Here is a 16,862-nt window from a genome sequence, read left to right on the forward strand (position 1 = left end):
GGTACAGCTATAGTTTGCAGGCCGACGAAGGCCCAACTGCACAAGGTGCTCCCGGAATGACCCGATTGACCTCTCTCAACCCTTGGCTGGCGGCCGTCGCCGTCGCCCTTTGCGTGCAGTTTCCGGCGCAGGCGGCCGAGCGCTTTACCCTCGACATCCCCGGTGTCTCGGACAATCGCCTGTTCACCTCGGCCGCCGCGAGCGATGCGGCCGGTTGCGGTGGCAAGAACCAGTCCCCGGCACTGGCCTGGAACGCCGGGCCTGCCGGCACCCTAAGCTACGCGATCGTCATGCACGACCCGGACGGCCAGAAAGGTGCTGGCGTCGATCACTGGATTCACTACGGCATCAAGGCCACCACCCGGCAGATCCCGGCCGGCGTCGGCGCCAAATCCAGTCTTGAAGGCGTGGGCGGTACCAACAGTAAAGGCACCACCCATTACATCGGGCCGTGCCCACCGGTCGGCGACAGCGCCCACCACTACATCATTCAGATTTACGCCCTGGATCTGGCCCCGGACGCCTTGCCCGCCGGTCTGACCCGCGCCGAGCTGATGGACAAAATCAAAGGACACGTACTGCGTAACAGCAGCGTGGTGCGGCGTTATCACCGCTGAAAATATTTTCAGCGGCGCTTAACCCGATCTGAAGGGGCTGCCCGTCTCAGTGGATGAATGGATCACTTTCATCCCGAGGTCAGCCCCCATGTCCCGCTCCCTGCCTTTTCTGCGACCCGTTGCCGTCGGTGTGTTGTTGACCGTCGCCGGTTGCGGCGTGTCTTCCAATCCCGAATCGGCTGCCGTTCCGGCGCCGGCCCAGCCACAGGCGTCGCTTCAGCATGAGGCGCTCGTTACCGACAGTGCGCTGGCCAAGCGCAGTGCGCGTCCGGCGCCGATTGCCAGTTTCGCGGCGATGCCCGCCCAGGAAAGTTATCCACAAGGCTATCGCGACGAGCAGCGCGAGCAGTATCAGGCGCTGGCCGACAACCCGATCCACAACGTGGCCGAGGCCCCGGTCTCGACCTTCAGCGTTGATGTTGATACGGGTGCCTACGCCAACGTCCGGCGCTTGCTCAATCAGGGACGTTTGCCGCCGGAGGGCGCGGTGCGACTGGAAGAGATGGTCAATTACTTTCCCTATGACTACGCGCTGCCCAGCGATGGTTCGCCCTTCGGCGTAACCACCGAACTGGCCGCCACCCCGTGGAATCCACACACCCGCCTGCTGCGCATCGGCATCAAGGCCTCCGACCGGGCTGTAGCGGAACTGGCCCCGGCGAACCTGGTGTTTCTGGTGGATGTGTCCGGCTCGATGGATCGCCGCGAAGGGCTGCCACTGGTCAAAAGCACGCTGAAGTTGCTGGTCGATCAGTTGCGCGAGCAGGATCGGGTGTCGCTGGTGGTGTATGCCGGCGAATCCCGTGTGGTGCTGGAGCCAACGTCCGGACGCGAGAAAGCCAAAATTCGCACAGCCATCGAGCAATTGACCGCAAGCGGTTCAACCGCTGGTGCGTCGGGCATCGAACTGGCCTATCAAATGGCCCAGCAGGCGTTCATCCCCAAAGGCATCAACCGCATCCTGTTGGCCACCGACGGTGACTTCAACGTCGGCGTGAGCGACTTCGACAGCCTCAAACAAATGGCTGTGGATAAACGCAAAACCGGGATTTCCCTGACCACCCTGGGTTTCGGTGTGGATAACTACAATGAACACTTGATGGAGCAGCTGGCCGACGCCGGTGACGGCAACTACGCCTACATCGACAACCTGCGCGAGGCGCGCAAAGTGCTGGTGGATCAACTCGGTTCGACCCTGGCGGTGGTGGCGAAAAACGTCAAATTGCAGGTGGAGTTCAACCCGGCGCAGGTCAGTGAATATCGCCTGCTTGGCTACGAAAACCGCACCTTGAAGCGTGAGGATTTCAGCAATGACAAAGTCGATGCCGGTGAAGTCGGCGCAGGACACACGGTGACCGCGCTGTATGAAATTGTCCCGGCAGGTAAGCAGGGCTGGCTGGAACCGCTGCGCTACGGTAAATCGGAGAAGGTGGTTGCTGCGAAGGATGGAGAATTGGCGATGCTGCGTGTGCGTTATCAACAGCCCGAAGGTGGGAAAAGTCTGCTGATCGAGCGGCCGATTGCCAATCAGGTCGCACCGGCCAGTGAGGACCTGCGTTTCGCGGCGGCAGTGGCGGCGTTTTCCCAGCAGCTCAAGGACGCTCGCTACACTGGCGACTTCGGCCTGAAAGACACCGAAGCACTGGCCCGGGGCGCTCGTGGCGATGACCGTTTCGGTCTGCGCAATGAGTTCGTGCAACTGGTCGAACTGGCGCAGAGCCTGCTCAGCTCAACCGCATCGAATACGCTGCCCACTGAGCGACGGATTGAATAGTGAGTCGTCTGAAAGGCTTCATCAGTCAGCTGTTTGCTTCACCAGACAGCCCGGCCGCCGGCAGCGATGAAACGCTGCTGGCGCGTTATCGCGAGGGCGATGGCGCGGCGTTCGAGATCTTGTACGCCCGCCATCGTCAGGGTTTGTATCGGTTTCTGCTGGGCTTGAGCGGCAAGCCGGAACTGGCCGACGAAGTGTTTCAGGACACCTGGCTGAGCCTGATCCGCAGTACCAGTCAGCCACAAGGACGGGCGACGTTTCGTACATGGTTGTTCCAGATTGCCCGCAATCGGCTGATCGATCACTGGCGCAAACACGGCGCACATCAGCCGCTGCACGACAGCTACGACGAACAGCTGCATGCGATTGGCGACGAGACCAATGATCCCGAACAATTGCTGAACCTCAGCCGCGACAACCAGCGCCTGGAAAGCGCTCTGCAAACCTTGCCTGCCGACCAGCGTGAAGTGTTCCTGCTGCGTGCCCACGGCGACCTCGACCTGGCACAAATCGCCAGCCTCACCGAAACACCGCTGGAAACCGTCAAGAGCCGCTTGCGCTACGCCCAGCAAAAACTGCGTCGGCTGCTGGCCGAGGAGGTAATGACATGACTGACGCCCGCCAGACACCCGAAGATCCCGTGATCAAACATGTGCGCGAACAGCACAACGTTGAACCGCCGGCGCACCTTGATGCGTTCATCCTCAATGCTGCTCACCGCGAAACACCCGTGTCCAAGCCAGGCCTGTGGCAACGCTGGCTGCGGGCCTGTCAGAAGCCGCGTTGGCAGGTCGCATTTGCCAGCCTGGTCGGTGTGGCACTGATGCTGTCGCTGGTGCCACACACGCCGGAACCACAACCGCAATTCGACTTCGCCCCGGCGGCCAAACCGGCCGCGCCATTGGCGCGTAAACAAGCCCCGGAAGCGCAATCACTGCCCGCTCCACCCGCTGCGGCCATGTCCGCGCCGGCGCCGATGATGGAAATGGCCGCGCCGATGCAAAGCGACGCGATCAGCGGCGACCAAGCCAAACTCAGCAAACGCGCCGCCGCCCCGGCCAACGGCCTCGACACGCAACTGCGCGAAGTTATGCGCCTGCGCGACTCCGGCCAGTCGCAAGCCGCAGATGCGCTGTACAACAACCTACACAAACGCTACCCCGGGGTGAACCTCGACCTGCGACTTGAGCGCATCCGCCAGAACTGACCGCTTGTTCGCCCAGCCATTTGGCATTGCCCGGCAAAAACGCGCACTATCGGGCCATGGCTGAAGCGCTGGAGAACAAAGTGGCAGCAAAAATCGACCGCATCGCCCAACTCCTCAACTGCCCGCAGAAGGGCGAGGAGATGCGGCGCGCGATTACCGAGGCGCGCAAGGAGTTTCTGCTGAACCAATCGGAAGAAGAGGTCGTGGAAGAAGACGAGGTTTTTGAGGAGGTTGGGGAAGAAGACGAAGACGACGATTACGATGAGTTTGACTGGACGACGGAGTGAGCGTCGTTGCATGAAACACCGCGCCCACAAAAAAGCCCCGGACCATCACAGTCCGGGGCTTTCTCGTTTCAATTCATGGCGCACCAGGCGGGATTCGAACCCACGACCCCTGCCTTCGGAGGGCAGTACTCTATCCAGCTGAGCTACTGGTGCAGCGGGCGACATCATACCTAGGTCGGCTCGGGGCGTCCATGCCGGGTTTTGGCGGTTTTGTCAGTGCGCGTGTCCGTAGAATCGCTGCATTCCTTAAAGCTGTAACGTCCTGCAAAACCCTCGCTTGGCGCTTTTTTCTGGCTGATCTATGGTTTGGCTGCGGCCGGGGCTTTTTGCTCGTTGATCTGAAAAAACCAGCAAACGCTGGGTTTTTGTTCTTTTTTTCGAACGACCTATTGTCCTTTACCCCCTTTGCTCCTACGATCCGTTTGAGATTTCAAACGCTCTTTGACGGGGTGTGGATGCGCAGATGCTGTGAATAACGCACGATCGCTGCGCCTCACCCGGTAGATGATTTCCCTGACGGCAGCCTTGCGAGGCGCCTTTCTACAATCATAATTTTGCTCCGCGCAGGCCGCGGTGCTGTTAAGGAAAGCCGACATGCAGCTTAAAGATACCCAGTTGTTCCGCCAGCAAGCCTTCATTGATGGCGCTTGGGTCGATGCGGACAACGGTCAGACGATCAAGGTCAACAACCCGGCCACCGGCGAAATCCTCGGCACCGTGCCGAAAATGGGCGCCGCCGAAACCCGCCGCGCCATCGAAGCCGCTGACAAAGCGCTGCCGGCCTGGCGTGCACTGACCGCCAAGGAGCGTGCAGGCAAGCTGCGTCGCTGGTTCGAACTGATGATCGAGAACCAGGACGACCTCGCGCGCCTGATGACCCTCGAGCAGGGCAAGCCGCTGGCTGAAGCCAAGGGCGAAATCGTTTACGCCGCTTCGTTCATCGAGTGGTTCGCCGAAGAAGCCAAGCGCATCTACGGTGACGTGATTCCGGGCCACCAGCCGGACAAGCGTCTGATCGTGATCAAGCAGCCGATCGGCGTTACTGCTGCCATCACTCCGTGGAACTTCCCGGCGGCGATGATCACCCGTAAAGCCGGCCCTGCGCTGGCCGCCGGTTGCACCATGGTGCTCAAGCCGGCGTCGCAAACCCCGTTCTCCGCCTTCGCACTGGCTGAACTGGCCCAGCGTGCCGGCATCCCTAAAGGTGTGTTCAGCGTGGTCTCCGGCAGCGCCGGCGACATCGGCAGCGAACTGACCAGCAACCCGATCGTGCGCAAGCTGTCCTTCACCGGCTCGACCGAAATCGGCCGTCAGCTGATGTCGGAATGCGCCAAGGACATCAAGAAAGTCTCGCTGGAACTGGGCGGCAACGCGCCGTTCATCGTGTTCGACGACGCGGACCTGGATAAGGCCGTCGAAGGCGCGATCATTTCCAAATACCGCAACAATGGCCAGACCTGCGTCTGCGCCAACCGTCTGTACATTCAGGATTCGGTCTACGACGCGTTCGCCGAGAAGCTGAAAGTGGCGGTGGCCAAGCTGAAGATCGGCAACGGTCTGGAAGAAGGCACCACCACTGGCCCGCTTATCGACGAAAAAGCCGTGGCCAAGGTGCAAGAGCACATCGCTGACGCCGTGGCCAAAGGCGCCACCGTGCTGGCCGGTGGCAAGCCGATGGAAGGCAACTTCTTCGAGCCGACCATCCTGACCAACGTGCCGAAAGACGCGGCTGTCGCCAAGGAAGAAACCTTTGGCCCGCTGGCGCCGCTGTTCCGCTTCAAAGACGAAGCCGAAGTGATCGCCATGTCCAACGACACCGAGTTCGGTCTGGCGTCGTACTTCTACGCTCGTGACCTCGGTCGTGTGTTCCGTGTGGCTGAAGCGCTGGAATATGGCATGGTCGGCGTCAACACCGGGCTGATCTCCAACGAAGTCGCGCCGTTCGGCGGCATCAAGGCGTCGGGCCTGGGCCGTGAAGGCTCCAAGTACGGCATCGAAGATTACCTGGAAATCAAATACCTCTGCCTTGGCATCTAAGCCTCGGTAGAAGATCGCTGTAAACGCAAAGGGCACGAGAGCGCTGTCCCTTTGCGTCGTTTCAAACCGGAATTTTCTCTGCGGCCGGGAACGCCGTGGCAGTCGATCATCGCATGCTGCCACCGCCGATTCCTCCCGCTTAATCCTTGAACCACGCCGCCCGATGAGCGGTGAATGAGGACTGTAATGAGCAAGACTAACGCTGAACTGATGGCCCGTCGTACCGCAGCTGTTCCACGTGGTGTTGGCCAGATTCACCCGATCTTCGCTGAATCGGCGAAGAACGCTACCGTGACTGACGTTGAAGGTCGTGAATTCATCGACTTCGCCGGCGGTATCGCTGTGCTGAACACCGGCCACGTGCACCCGAAAATCATCGCCGCCGTGACCGAACAGCTGAACAAGCTGACCCACACTTGCTTCCAGGTACTGGCCTACGAGCCGTACGTTGAGCTGTGCGAAAAGATCAACGCCAAGGTGCCAGGTGATTTCGCCAAGAAAACCCTGCTGGTGACCACCGGTTCCGAAGCCGTGGAAAACGCCGTGAAAATCGCCCGTGCCGCCACTGGCCGTGCCGGCGTGATCGCCTTCACCGGCGCTTACCACGGTCGCACCATGATGACCCTGGGCCTGACCGGTAAAGTCGTGCCTTACTCGGCCGGCATGGGCCTGATGCCAGGCGGCATCTTCCGCGCGCTGTACCCGAACGAACTGCACGGTGTGAGCATCGACGATTCGATCGCGTCCATCGAACGCATCTTCAAGAACGACGCCGAGCCGAAAGACATCGCCGCGATCATCATCGAGCCTGTGCAGGGTGAAGGTGGTTTCTACGTCGCGCCGAAAGAATTCATGAAGCGTCTGCGTGCCCTGTGCGACCAGCACGGCATCCTGCTGATCGCTGACGAAGTGCAGACTGGCGCTGGCCGTACCGGCACCTTCTTCGCCATGGAACAGATGGGCGTTGCCGCCGACCTGACCACCTTCGCCAAATCCATCGCTGGCGGCTTCCCGCTGGCGGGTGTCTGCGGCAAGGCCGAATACATGGACGCCATCGCTCCGGGCGGCCTGGGCGGCACCTACGCCGGTAGCCCGATCGCTTGCGCTGCGGCGCTGGCCGTGATGGAAGTGTTCGAAGAAGAGCAACTGCTGGACCGCTGCAAGGCTGTTGGCGAGCGTCTGGTAACCGGTCTGAAGGCCATCCAGGCCAAGTACCCGGTGATCGGTGAAGTGCGTGCGCTGGGCGCGATGATCGCGGTCGAGCTGTTCGAAAACGGCGACAGCCACAAACCAAACCCGACCGCCGTTGCGGCTGTGGTGGCCAAGGCGCGCGACAAGGGCCTGATCCTGCTGTCCTGCGGCACCTACGGCAACGTGCTGCGCGTTCTCGTACCGCTGACCTCGCCGGACGAGCAACTGGACAAAGGTCTGGCGATCATCGAAGAGTGCTTCTCGGAGCTGTAATTCCGGGCACTGTGTGATCTGATCGAGAAAAACCCGCTTCGGCGGGTTTTTTTATGCCTCGGAAACCCTTTTGCGCTGTATCGATAGGCCAGCATTGGCTAAGGTTCAGGCATTGCAAGGGAGAGCGCGCATGACCGCCGTTGATTTACCCGCCGTACCCCGAGTGCTGATTGCCGAGGCCGATCCGTGGTCTCGTGACCTGCTTAAACAAGTGTTGCTCAACGTGCGCTGTGATGCGCGGCTGGACTTGTGTGCCGATGGCCAGCAAGCCATGTCGTTACTCAGCGAAGTGCCTTATGACCTGGCTATCGTCGATTGGGAGTTGCCGGGCATCGATGGTTTGAGCGTGCTGCGCAGCGTGCGCCAGCGCAAACGCAATCCGCCGCTGCCGTTCATTCTGATGAGCAGTCGCGCTGACAGTGCCAGCGTACGCGAAGCTCTGCCACTGGCGCCGACGGCGTATCTGACCAAGCCCCTGAACATGGAAACCCTGACCGAGCGCCTTCAAGGATTGCTGCTGGATGCCGGCGAAGAAGTGTTCTGCGAAGTGCCGACGCTGGCGCCGGGCATGACCTTGTCGGTGTTCCTTGAGCGGCGTCGCGAGCAGGCCGACGGCGCGCCATTGATGACCGATGTGCAAGTGGCGGTCAAACGCAGCCTCAACCCCAATGGCCTCGACCTGAAGCTGCTCGAAGAAGAGATCCGCACCGATCCGCAGATCACCGCCGTACTGATCGCCGCCGCCAACAGCGCGGCGCAGCACCATGGCGCAGCGGTACAGACCCTCGGACAGGCGCTGCATCGGCTCGGCACCGGGCAGAGCATGAACCTGATCCTCGGCCTGGCGCTCAAACGCAGCGCCAAGCTCAGTGACCCATGCCTGGCGGACTACGCCGAGCGCTACTGGGGGCTGTCGCTGCACACGGCGGAATACGCGCGTACGTTGGCGCGCCTGCTCGATCTGGATCAGGAACGTTGCTACTGCGCGGGCATGTTGCATCGTCTCGGTGATTTGGCCTTGCTGCGCTGTTTGCAGGAGTGGAAACAGGCCGGTGGCGAGCTGGATGAGTGGGAGGAAGTCGGTGACGCGCTGGCGGAGTTTGGCGCGGCCTACGGTTCGGCGCTGCGGACACGCTGGCGCCTGCCGCTGGAGCTGCGCGAGTTGATTGCGTCGGTCTATCAGCTCGGTGGCGGGGTCTATTCCCGGGAAGCGTTGGTGATGAACATGGCGGCGCAGATGGCCCGTCTGACCGAGCATGAGGGCATTGAGGAGCTGGCCAGGAGTCGTACGGCGCGGCTGCTGAAGATCGGGCTGCCGGAATTGATGCGGATGCGTAAATAACCGACGTTTTAACAAAACCCCTGTGGGAGCGGGCTTGCTCGCGAAGGCGGTGTATCAGCCAACATAAATGCTGAATGACCTACCGCCTTCGCGAGCAAGCCCGCTCCCACATTGGATATTGGGGTGGCTGAAATTCTGGATCAAGCAGAAATGATCCGGTTCTTGCCCTGCCGTTTTGCCTCGTACATAGCCGCATCCGCTCTGGCGAACAGGCTCTCGAGACTGTCGTCGCCATCCCTGAGGCTGGTCAGGCCCTGGCTGACGGTGATGCCGAATGTCTGCCCCTCGTGGTTGAAACTCAGGCGCTGAATCTCCTGCTGCAGCCGCTCGGCCACTTGCAGCGCCATGTCCGGTGCGCAACCGGGAAACACCGCAGCGAACTCCTCGCCGCCAATGCGCCCGAACAGATCGCCCCGGCGTAACGACCCACGTCCGCATTCGGCAATCCGTTGCAGCACGTTGTCACCCTCCGGGTGGCCGTAGCTGTCGTTGATCTGCTTGAAGTCATCGATGTCCAGCAGCAGGAAGGCCAGTGGTGCACCTTGCAGGCGTGCCTCTTCGAACTCGCGGTTGGCGCATTCGAAGAAATGGCGGCGGTTGCTGCTCTGGGTCAGTACGTCGGTGGTCGCCAGGCGATGCAACTCGGTTTCCATGTGCTTCTTGTCGGTGATGTCTTCGGCGATGCCGACGATGATCACCGGTTGCCCGGGTTCGTCCTGACGGTTGATGAAGCACTTGTCGCTGAGCCAGCGAACCTGGCCGTCGGCGGCGATGATCCGGTATTCGCGGTCTTCCACCGCGCCTTTGTGCAGCACTTCGGCCAGGCTGCGCTCGGCATAGTCGAGGTCGTCGGGGTAGATGCTGTCGCGCCATTGGTTGTAGTCAGCCAGCAACAGTCCTGCGGAACGACCGAAAATCCGCTCGTAGGCAGGGCTGACATAGAGCACCTGACGGGTTTCCCAATTGAATGCCCAGAGCACCGCGTTGACGCTCACCAGCAAGGAACTGAACAGTTGTTCGCGCTCGCTCAGCCGGGCGACTTCGCCTTGGGCGTGCATCAGCGCCATCAGGGTTTGCGCGGCCTCGGGCCACTGCGCAAGGGATGAGTCTTGTTGATTGTTGTTGACCATCGGCACATTTCTCAAAGGGCGTGCCGCGATTTCGACAACGGCCACAGTACAGCCCGCCGGGGTGGCGAAGTGTCTTTGAGATAGGGCTTTCGGTGCTAAGTTCCGCGCTTTTGTAGAGAGGGAGCCTGCTCCCGCCGGGCGGTAGAGATGACGCGTTTCAGCAATGAGAACGCGTCGACATATTTGCGGTAGCTGCGCTACCGATCGGGGATGAATCCCCTCGCCACAGGGGATTCGTTCATGGCGGTCAGGCTGCGGCGGGGCGCAGCGAGTAGGTTTTCAGCTGGTCGGCGAATTCACGCAGGGACTGGATGCCGCTGGCTTCGGCCTCGTGCACCCATTCCTTGATGGCGGCGAGCATGTCGTGGCCATTGGCGCTGGTCTTGACCCAGATCTGCTGCAGGGCCAGGCGTTTTTCGTAAATGACCTTCAGCGCCTGGCTGTGCTCGAGCATGTTCTGGATGCGCAAGTGATGACGGTCTTCCAGCAGGCTGGTTTCCCGCGACAGCAGGCGCTTGGCCCGATGGAATTGATGACGTACCGAATGATCGACCTTGTCCAGCTCCTGCTTGACCAGCGGGCCGATCACCAACTTGCGGTACTGGGCCATGATCTGGAAGCGGTTGTTGAGGATCGCCATGGCGGTGTCCATGTCCAGATGGCCCTTGCCTTCGACGCGGTGGGCAATCGGTGCCACACGCTGCACCTTGGCCAGACCGAAGAAGCTGAAGACCTTGATCCACGCCCAGCCGAGGTCGAACTCCCACTTCTTCACCGACAGCTTGGCCGAGTTGGGGTAGGTGTGATGGTTGTTGTGCAGTTCTTCGCCGCCGATCAGGATGCCCCACGGCACCAGATTGGTCGCCGCGTCGCGGCATTCGAAATTGCGGTAGCCGATGGCGTGCCCCAGACCGTTGACCACGCCGGCGGCCCAGACCGGGATCCACATCATCTGGATCGCCCAGATGGTGATGCCGATGGTGCCGAACAGCAGCAGGTCGATGACGCCCATGATCGCCACGCCCAGCAACGGGTAGCGGCTGTAGAGGTTGCGCTCGATCCAGTCTTCGGGGCAGTTCTTGCCGTAGATGCGCAGGGTCTCCGGGTTCTCGGCTTCGGCGCGATACAGCTCGGCGCCTTTGCGCAGCACGGTGGACAGACCCTTGATGACCGGGCTGTGCGGGTCATCTTCGGTTTCGCATTTGGCGTGGTGTTTGCGGTGGATGGCAGTCCACTCGCGGGTGTTCTGCGCCGTGGTCAGCCACAGCCAGAAACGGAAAAAGTGTTTCAGGCCGGCATTCAGCTCCAGCGAGCGATGGGCCGAGTAACGGTGCAGATAGACCGTGACGGCGACAATTGTCACGTGGGTCATCAGCAGGGTGACCGCGACCAGAGACCAGGCCGACAAGCCAAGAAAACCTTCGTACCACATAGGCTATAGGGCCCTCGATAAAGATAAAAACAGCCGTTGCATTATCACCAAGCACACAGATAAAACCAGTCGCCCTTTCAGATAAGAGTCGCTGGATGTTTCTTGACCTATAATTCCAACCTTTTTTGTAGGGACATGGACAGCCGAATGCCTGCCACTTACCGCGATGCCTTGCGTGCAGCGCTGCTTTACCTGTTGCTTGCTGTGGTCTGGCTGCAGGGAACTGGTTACTTATTGAACAGTTTCTTTGATGAGTCTGTCGATCTGCAGCGATGGCAACTGATCAACGGTTACGTCTGGGCTGCCGTCAGCGCTGGCCTGATTTTCCTGGCACGGGCCAGATTGTGCGAATTTCTCGGCATTGGAGCGCGGCTACGCGAGCGTCAGTCTGACCGTGAACGCTTGCGTCAGGCGGCAGCCGTGTTCGATTGCACCCGCGAAGGGGTGCTGGTCACCAACCGTCAGGGCCTGATCGTGCACGTCAACCGTGCGTTCATGGAAATCACCGGCTACCAGTACGACGAAGTTCTCGGCCATCAGCCAAGCCTGTTCAAGTCCGGCCACCATCCGCCGGGCTTTTACCAGGCGATGTTCGCCACGCTGGAGAGCGAGGGCGAATGGAGCGGTGAGATCTGGAACCGACGCAAGAGCGGCGAGATTTATCCACAGTGGCAGACCATCCGCGTGATTCACGATGATCAAGGCCGGCTCAGTCACTACGTGGCGGTGTTTTCCGACATCAGTGCGATCAAGGACTCCGAACACGAGCTCAAGCACCTAGCACATCACGACCCGCTGACCGACCTGCCCAATCGCCTGTTGTTCAGCGACCGCGCCGAGCAGGCGCTGGCCTCGGCGCAGATCCACAAGCGTGGCTGCGCCCTGCTGATTATCGATCTGGATCACTTCAAGATGATCAACGACAGCCTCGGGCACAACGTCGGCGATCGCCTGCTCAAAGCGGTGGCGGCGCGCCTGCAGGACCTGTTCGGCCCCGGGATTACCCTGGCACGGCTCGGCGGTGACGAATTCGCGGTGCTGGCGGAAAGTTGTCCACAACTGGTTCAGGCAGCGGCGCTGGCCCAGCGCATTCTCGATGCACTGAAGGAACCGTTCAGCATCGAGCGGCACCAGCTGTTCATCAACGCCAGTATCGGTATCAGCCTGTTTCCCAGTGATGCATTGAGTGCCGATCAATTGCTGCGCAATGCCGACGCCGCGCTGTTCAAGGCCAAGAGCAGCGGCCGCAACGGCTACGCGCTGTACACCGAAGAGTTGACCGCCCATGCGCAGCAACGGGTCGAGATTGCCTTCGAGCTGCGTCGCGCGCTGGAGCAGCAGGAGCTGCGCGTCTATTACCAACCGGTTCACGATTTGCACAGCAGTCGGCTGATCGGCGTCGAAGCGCTGGTGCGCTGGGAGCATCCGCAGCGCGGTCTGGTGTCACCGGCGGAATTCATCCCGATCGCCGAGCGCACCGGGCTGATCGCCGAAATCGACGCCTGGGTGATGCGTCAGGCGTGTTCGCAGATGTGTCAATGGCAGCAGGCCGGGATTGTGTTGTCGTTTGTCGCGGTGAATGTGTCGTCGCGCCTGTTTGCCCGGCGTGAGCTGTATCAGCAGGTGGCGCAGGTGCTGCACGAGACCGGGCTGGATCCGGCGTATCTGGAGCTGGAAGTCACCGAAAGCGCGGTGATGGATGACCCGGAAGTGGCGCTGGAGCAGATGCATCGCTTGCGTGAATTGGGCATTCGCCTGGCCATCGATGACTTTGGCACCGGGTACTCGTCGTTGTTGCGGCTCAAGCGCTTGCCGGTGCAGAAGCTCAAGATCGATCAGGGTTTTGTCGCCGGTCTGCCGTGGGACGAGGATGACGCAGCCATCGTTCGGGTGATCGTCGCCCTGGCACGCAGCATGGGCATGCAGGTGCATGCCGAAGGCATCGAGCAGGCCGAGCAGGCGGCGTTTCTGCTGGAGCAGGAATGTGATCTGGGGCAGGGGTACTGGTTTGGGCGGCCAGTGCCGGCGGGGGAGATCGATTGGGCGAAAGCACCTGTTATCGGTTAGCAGTCCTGTTATGGCTGACACAAAACCTGTGGTGAGGGGATTCATCCCCGATGGGTCGCGCAGCGGCCCTGAAAAACAGGGACTGCTACGCAGTCCATCGGGGATGAATCCCCTCACCACAAGGTTTCATAAAGGCTTCAAACACGGTGAACACCGCGCAAACCCTTGCCCCGTCAGATAATGTTTTCTAGTTATATAAACATTCTTAAATAGTCTTTTTAAGAATATCTGCGCCTCTCTTATATTGCTCCCACGCCGAACGCAGTGCCGCCCACTGCCAGGCACATCCCATTCAAAGGAGCAGCACCATGAGCGCATCCCTTCGCAGCGTTGACGGTCAGGACGAAACCACCATCTTGCGTGAAATCCAGAGCGCCCTGCGCGATCTGCGGTTTGGCGCGGTGGAGATCACTGTGCACAACGCCCAGGTCGTGCAGATCGAACGCAAAGAGAAATTCCGTTTGCAGCAGCCGGGTAACAAGCCGAGCTGAAAAAGATCGCAGCCTGCGCCAGCTTTTGCAGGGGGCTGTGCGCAAGCGCTGGCGCAGGCGGCGATCTTTGAATGAGCAACCCGATTCCAGCAACACATAAGAAAAAGCCACCACCAAGAATTCCAGGAGCTTTCACCATGTCGTCGATTCGCCGTTACGCTTTGGCCGCGCTGGCCAGTGCTGTGTTTGCCGGTTCCGCGGTTGCCAAGGATTACGAACTGCTCAATGTGTCGTACGACCCGACGCGCGAGCTGTATCAGGACTACAACGCCGAATTCATCAAGTTCTGGCAGAAGGATCATGCCGGCGACACCGTGAAAATCCAGCAATCCCACGGCGGTTCAGGCAAGCAGGGCCGTGCGGTGATCGACGGTCTGCGCGCCGACGTTGTGACCCTGGCACTGGCCGGCGACATCGACGAAATCGCCAAGCTCGGCAAGACCCTGCCGGCCGACTGGCAGAAGCGTCTGCCGGACGCCAGCACCCCGTACACCTCAACCATCGTGTTCCTGGTGCGCAAGGGCAACCCGAAAGGCATCAAGGACTGGGGCGACCTGGTCAAGAACGACGTCTCGGTGATCACCCCGAACCCGAAAACCTCCGGCGGTGCGCGCTGGAACTTCCTCGCCGCGTGGGCCTATGGCCTGAAAGCCAACGGCGGCAGCGAAGAAAAAGCCAAAGAATACGTACAGACCCTGTTCAAGCACGTGCCGGTATTGGACACCGGTGCTCGTGGCTCGACCATCACCTTCGTCAACAACGGTCAGGGTGACGTGTTGCTGGCCTGGGAAAATGAAGCGTTCCTGGCACTGAAAGAAGACGGCGGCGCTGACAAGTTCGATATCGTTGTGCCGTCGTTGTCGATCCTTGCCGAACCACCGGTGGCGGTGGTCGACAAGAACGCCGAGAAGAAGGGCAACGAGCAGATCGCCGAAGCCTACTTGAAGCACCTGTACAGCCCGGCCGGTCAGGAGATCGCCGCGAAGAACTTCTACCGTCCGCGTGACAAGGACGTGGCGGCGAAGTACGCCCAGCAGTTCCCGAAACTGGAGCTGGTGACCATCGACAAGGACTTCGGCGGTTGGAAATCCGCCCAGCCGAAATTCTTCAACGACGGTGGCGTGTTCGACCAGATCTATCAGGCGCAGTAATCTCACTCGAAACGAGCCTGAAGTTCAGGCACAAAACATGTGGGAGCGAGCCTGCTCGCGAAGGCGGTATTTCAGGCGACAGGGATGTTGACTGATACTCCCTCTTCGCGAGCAGGCTCGCTCCCACATTGATGCGTTTTTAACCAAGGACTTTTATGTCGCGTCGTATCTCCCCCGTCATACCCGGCTTCGGGCTGACGCTGGGCTACACCTTGGTGTACCTCAGCCTGATTGTGCTTATCCCGCTGGCGGCGATGTTCGTCCACGCCGCCCAACTCACCTGGGATCAGTTCTGGACGATCATCACCGCGCCACGCGTGCTGGCAGCGTTGAAGCTGAGCTTCGGCACCGCGCTGTGTGCGGCGATCATCAACGGCATCATCGGTACGCTATTGGCCTGGGTGCTGGTGCGCTACACGTTCCCGGGACGCAAGGTGATCGACGCGATGATCGACCTGCCGTTCGCCCTGCCGACGGCGGTGGCCGGTATTGCCCTGACCGCGCTGTACACCCCGACCGGCCTGGTCGGCCAGTTTGCCGCCGACCTTGGGTTCAAGATCGCCTACACCCCGTTGGGCATCACCCTCGCCCTGACTTTCGTGACCCTGCCGTTCGTGGTACGCACGGTGCAACCGGTGCTGGCTGACATTCCCCGTGAAGTCGAAGAAGCCGCCGCCTGCCTTGGCGCGAAACCGTTGCAGGTGTTTCGCCATATCCTCCTGCCAGCGCTGTTGCCCGCCTGGCTGACCGGTTTTGCCCTGGCGTTCGCCCGCGGTGTCGGTGAGTACGGCTCGGTGATTTTCATCGCCGGCAACATGCCGATGAAAACCGAGATCCTGCCGCTGCTGATCATGGTCAAACTCGACCAGTACGATTACACCGGCGCCACTTCCATCGGCGTGCTGATGCTGGTGGTCTCCTTCGTCCTGTTGCTGCTGATCAACCTGTTGCAGCGGCGCATCGAAACCCCATAAGGAGGCGCGAACCATGTCCCAATCGTCTATTGCGGCCGCGTCCTCGGCCAACGCTGCACGCCGTGGCAGTGCTACGTCACGGCGCGTGCTGATCGGTCTCGGCTGGCTGATCTTTTTCCTGTTTCTGGTACTGCCGCTGTTCATCGTGGTGTCGCAAGGTTTGAAGAATGGCCTCGGCGCATTCTTCACGGCGATCTTTGAACCGGACGCCTTGTCGGCGCTGAAACTCACGGTGATCGCCGTGCTGATTTCGGTGCCGCTGAACCTGGTGTTCGGGGTCAGCGCCGCATGGTGCGTGAGCAAGTATTCGTTCCGCGGCAAGAGCATGCTGGTGACGCTGATCGACCTGCCGTTCTCGGTGTCGCCGGTGATCGCAGGTCTCGTCTACGTGCTGATGTTCGGCGCTCAGGGCCTGTTCGGCCCGTGGCTGCAGGATCACGACATTCAGATCGTCTTCGCTCTGCCGGGCATCGTGCTGGCGACGATCTTCGTCACCGTGCCGTTCGTGGCCCGTGAGCTGATTCCGCTGATGCAGGAACAAGGCACGCAGGAAGAAGAAGCCGCGCGGCTGCTCGGCGCTAATGGCTGGCAGATGTTCTGGCATGTCACCGTCCCCAACATCAAATGGGGCCTGATCTATGGCGTGGTGCTGTGTACCGCGCGGGCCATGGGTGAGTTCGGTGCGGTGTCGGTGGTTTCCGGGCACATTCGCGGGGTGACCAACACCTTGCCGCTGCACGTCGAGATCCTCTACAACGAATACAACCACGTGGCCGCGTTCGCCGTGGCGAGCCTGTTGCTGATCCTGGCGCTCTTCATCCTGCTGCTCAAGCAGTGGAGCGAAAACCGTATCAACCGCCTGCGCGCCAGCGCCGCGGAGGAATAATTC

Annotated in this window: 15 protein-coding genes and 1 tRNA gene; 13 read left to right on the forward strand and 3 right to left on the reverse strand. The window is 60.7% G+C overall.

Annotated features, from left to right (window positions below; all coding sequences use genetic code 11):
• Positions 1–56: 56 nt before the first annotated feature.
• The 5 genes from H043_RS0106270 to H043_RS0106290 all read left to right on the forward strand — a co-directional run bounded on the left by H043_RS0106270 (position 57) and on the right by H043_RS0106290 (position 3,885).
• The gene (locus tag H043_RS0106270; protein WP_027611137.1) at positions 57–617 is read left to right on the forward strand and encodes a YbhB/YbcL family Raf kinase inhibitor-like protein; all 561 of its coding nucleotides are present in this window, start codon (positions 57–59) and stop codon (positions 615–617) included.
• Positions 618–705: 88 nt separating this feature from the next.
• On the forward strand, positions 706–2,391 hold the full coding sequence (locus tag H043_RS0106275; RefSeq protein ID WP_027611138.1) for a VWA domain-containing protein: 1,686 nt from the start codon (positions 706–708) through the stop codon (positions 2,389–2,391).
• Positions 2,392–2,420: 29 nt separating this feature from the next.
• A complete protein-coding gene (locus H043_RS0106280) occupies positions 2,421–3,002 on the forward strand; it encodes an RNA polymerase sigma factor (RefSeq protein ID WP_027611139.1) in 582 nt (193 codons plus the stop codon).
• Positions 2,999–3,598, forward strand: coding sequence for a hypothetical protein (locus tag H043_RS0106285; RefSeq protein WP_027611140.1), 600 nt, complete (start codon positions 2,999–3,001; stop codon positions 3,596–3,598). The genes H043_RS0106280 and H043_RS0106285 overlap by 4 nt, the downstream gene beginning before the upstream one ends.
• A gap of 56 nt (positions 3,599–3,654) precedes the next feature.
• Positions 3,655–3,885 (forward strand): hypothetical protein, encoded by a 231-nt coding sequence (locus H043_RS0106290; RefSeq protein ID WP_177325609.1) that lies wholly within the window; start codon positions 3,655–3,657, stop codon positions 3,883–3,885.
• Between the two features lie 76 nt (positions 3,886–3,961).
• Here the strand turns inward: H043_RS0106290 and H043_RS0106295 are convergent.
• Positions 3,962–4,038 (reverse strand) — tRNA-Arg (locus tag H043_RS0106295).
• Between the two features lie 441 nt (positions 4,039–4,479).
• Between H043_RS0106295 and gabD the strand changes: the two genes are divergently transcribed.
• The 3 genes from gabD (at position 4,480) to H043_RS0106310 (ending at position 8,728) form a co-directional block, all read left to right on the forward strand.
• Positions 4,480–5,922, forward strand: a complete 1,443-nt coding sequence (gabD, locus tag H043_RS0106300; protein WP_007963502.1) for an NADP-dependent succinate-semialdehyde dehydrogenase — start codon at positions 4,480–4,482, stop codon at positions 5,920–5,922.
• 186 nt (positions 5,923–6,108) lie between these two features.
• Positions 6,109–7,386 (forward strand): 4-aminobutyrate--2-oxoglutarate transaminase, encoded by a 1,278-nt coding sequence (gene gabT / locus H043_RS0106305; protein WP_003220503.1) that lies wholly within the window; start codon positions 6,109–6,111, stop codon positions 7,384–7,386.
• Positions 7,387–7,516: 130 nt separating this feature from the next.
• Entirely contained in the window at positions 7,517–8,728 is a 1,212-nt protein-coding gene (locus tag H043_RS0106310) for a response regulator (protein ID WP_027611142.1), read from the forward strand.
• A 140-nt stretch (positions 8,729–8,868) separates the two neighbouring features.
• On the opposite strand, the gene H043_RS0106315 is transcribed toward H043_RS0106310, so the two are convergent.
• Together H043_RS0106315 and desA are read right to left on the reverse strand one after the other, a co-directional pair.
• Positions 8,869–9,858 (reverse strand): sensor domain-containing diguanylate cyclase, encoded by a 990-nt coding sequence (locus H043_RS0106315; RefSeq protein WP_027611143.1) that lies wholly within the window; start codon positions 9,856–9,858, stop codon positions 8,869–8,871.
• A 247-nt stretch (positions 9,859–10,105) separates the two neighbouring features.
• On the reverse strand, positions 10,106–11,290 hold the full coding sequence (desA, locus tag H043_RS0106320) for a delta-9 fatty acid desaturase DesA (protein ID WP_027611144.1): 1,185 nt from the start codon (positions 11,288–11,290) through the stop codon (positions 10,106–10,108).
• A gap of 147 nt (positions 11,291–11,437) precedes the next feature.
• Here desA and dibA point away from each other — a divergent pair, with 147 nt between their 5' ends.
• From dibA to cysW, 5 genes are all read left to right on the forward strand, one after another.
• The gene (gene dibA / locus H043_RS0106325; protein WP_027611145.1) at positions 11,438–13,357 is read left to right on the forward strand and encodes a phosphodiesterase DibA; all 1,920 of its coding nucleotides are present in this window, start codon (positions 11,438–11,440) and stop codon (positions 13,355–13,357) included.
• 308 nt (positions 13,358–13,665) lie between these two features.
• Positions 13,666–13,848 carry a sulfur starvation response protein OscA gene (oscA, locus tag H043_RS0106330; RefSeq protein WP_003220508.1) on the forward strand — a complete coding sequence of 61 codons (183 nt, stop codon included), beginning with the start codon at positions 13,666–13,668 and terminating at the stop codon, positions 13,846–13,848.
• A gap of 137 nt (positions 13,849–13,985) precedes the next feature.
• A complete protein-coding gene (locus tag H043_RS0106335; protein WP_027611146.1) occupies positions 13,986–14,999 on the forward strand; it encodes a sulfate ABC transporter substrate-binding protein in 1,014 nt (337 codons plus the stop codon).
• A 155-nt stretch (positions 15,000–15,154) separates the two neighbouring features.
• A complete protein-coding gene (gene cysT, locus H043_RS0106340) occupies positions 15,155–15,973 on the forward strand; it encodes a sulfate ABC transporter permease subunit CysT (protein WP_027611147.1) in 819 nt (272 codons plus the stop codon).
• Positions 15,974–15,986: 13 nt separating this feature from the next.
• Positions 15,987–16,859 (forward strand): sulfate ABC transporter permease subunit CysW, encoded by an 873-nt coding sequence (gene cysW, locus H043_RS0106345; RefSeq protein ID WP_003220512.1) that lies wholly within the window; start codon positions 15,987–15,989, stop codon positions 16,857–16,859.
• The last annotated feature ends 3 nt before the right edge of the window (positions 16,860–16,862 follow it).

The organism is Pseudomonas sp. URIL14HWK12:I6 (assembly GCF_000514195.1).
Classification (GTDB): Bacteria; Pseudomonadota; Gammaproteobacteria; order Pseudomonadales; family Pseudomonadaceae; genus Aquipseudomonas; species Aquipseudomonas putida_A.

Bases quoted from the DNA above. Each gene is read 5' to 3' on its own strand.
- gabT (WP_003220503.1), top strand. From the start codon at position 6,109: ATGAGCAAGACTAACGCTGAACTGATGGCCCGTCGTACCGCAGCTGTT.
- H043_RS0106310 (WP_027611142.1), top strand. From the start codon at position 7,517: ATGACCGCCGTTGATTTACCCGCCGTACCCCGAGTGCTGATTGCCGAG.
- cysW (WP_003220512.1), top strand. From the start codon at position 15,987: ATGTCCCAATCGTCTATTGCGGCCGCGTCCTCGGCCAACGCTGCACGC.
- cysT (WP_027611147.1), top strand. From the start codon at position 15,155: ATGTCGCGTCGTATCTCCCCCGTCATACCCGGCTTCGGGCTGACGCTG.
- H043_RS0106315 (WP_027611143.1), bottom strand. From the start codon at position 9,858: ATGGTCAACAACAATCAACAAGACTCATCCCTTGCGCAGTGGCCCGAG.
- oscA (WP_003220508.1), top strand. From the start codon at position 13,666: ATGAGCGCATCCCTTCGCAGCGTTGACGGTCAGGACGAAACCACCATC.
- dibA (WP_027611145.1), top strand. From the start codon at position 11,438: ATGCCTGCCACTTACCGCGATGCCTTGCGTGCAGCGCTGCTTTACCTG.
- H043_RS0106290 (WP_177325609.1), top strand. From the start codon at position 3,655: ATGGCTGAAGCGCTGGAGAACAAAGTGGCAGCAAAAATCGACCGCATC.
- H043_RS0106335 (WP_027611146.1), top strand. From the start codon at position 13,986: ATGTCGTCGATTCGCCGTTACGCTTTGGCCGCGCTGGCCAGTGCTGTG.
- gabD (WP_007963502.1), top strand. From the start codon at position 4,480: ATGCAGCTTAAAGATACCCAGTTGTTCCGCCAGCAAGCCTTCATTGAT.
- desA (WP_027611144.1), bottom strand. From the start codon at position 11,290: ATGTGGTACGAAGGTTTTCTTGGCTTGTCGGCCTGGTCTCTGGTCGCG.
- H043_RS0106285 (WP_027611140.1), top strand. From the start codon at position 2,999: ATGACTGACGCCCGCCAGACACCCGAAGATCCCGTGATCAAACATGTG.
- H043_RS0106270 (WP_027611137.1), top strand. From the start codon at position 57: ATGACCCGATTGACCTCTCTCAACCCTTGGCTGGCGGCCGTCGCCGTC.
- H043_RS0106275 (WP_027611138.1), top strand. From the start codon at position 706: ATGTCCCGCTCCCTGCCTTTTCTGCGACCCGTTGCCGTCGGTGTGTTG.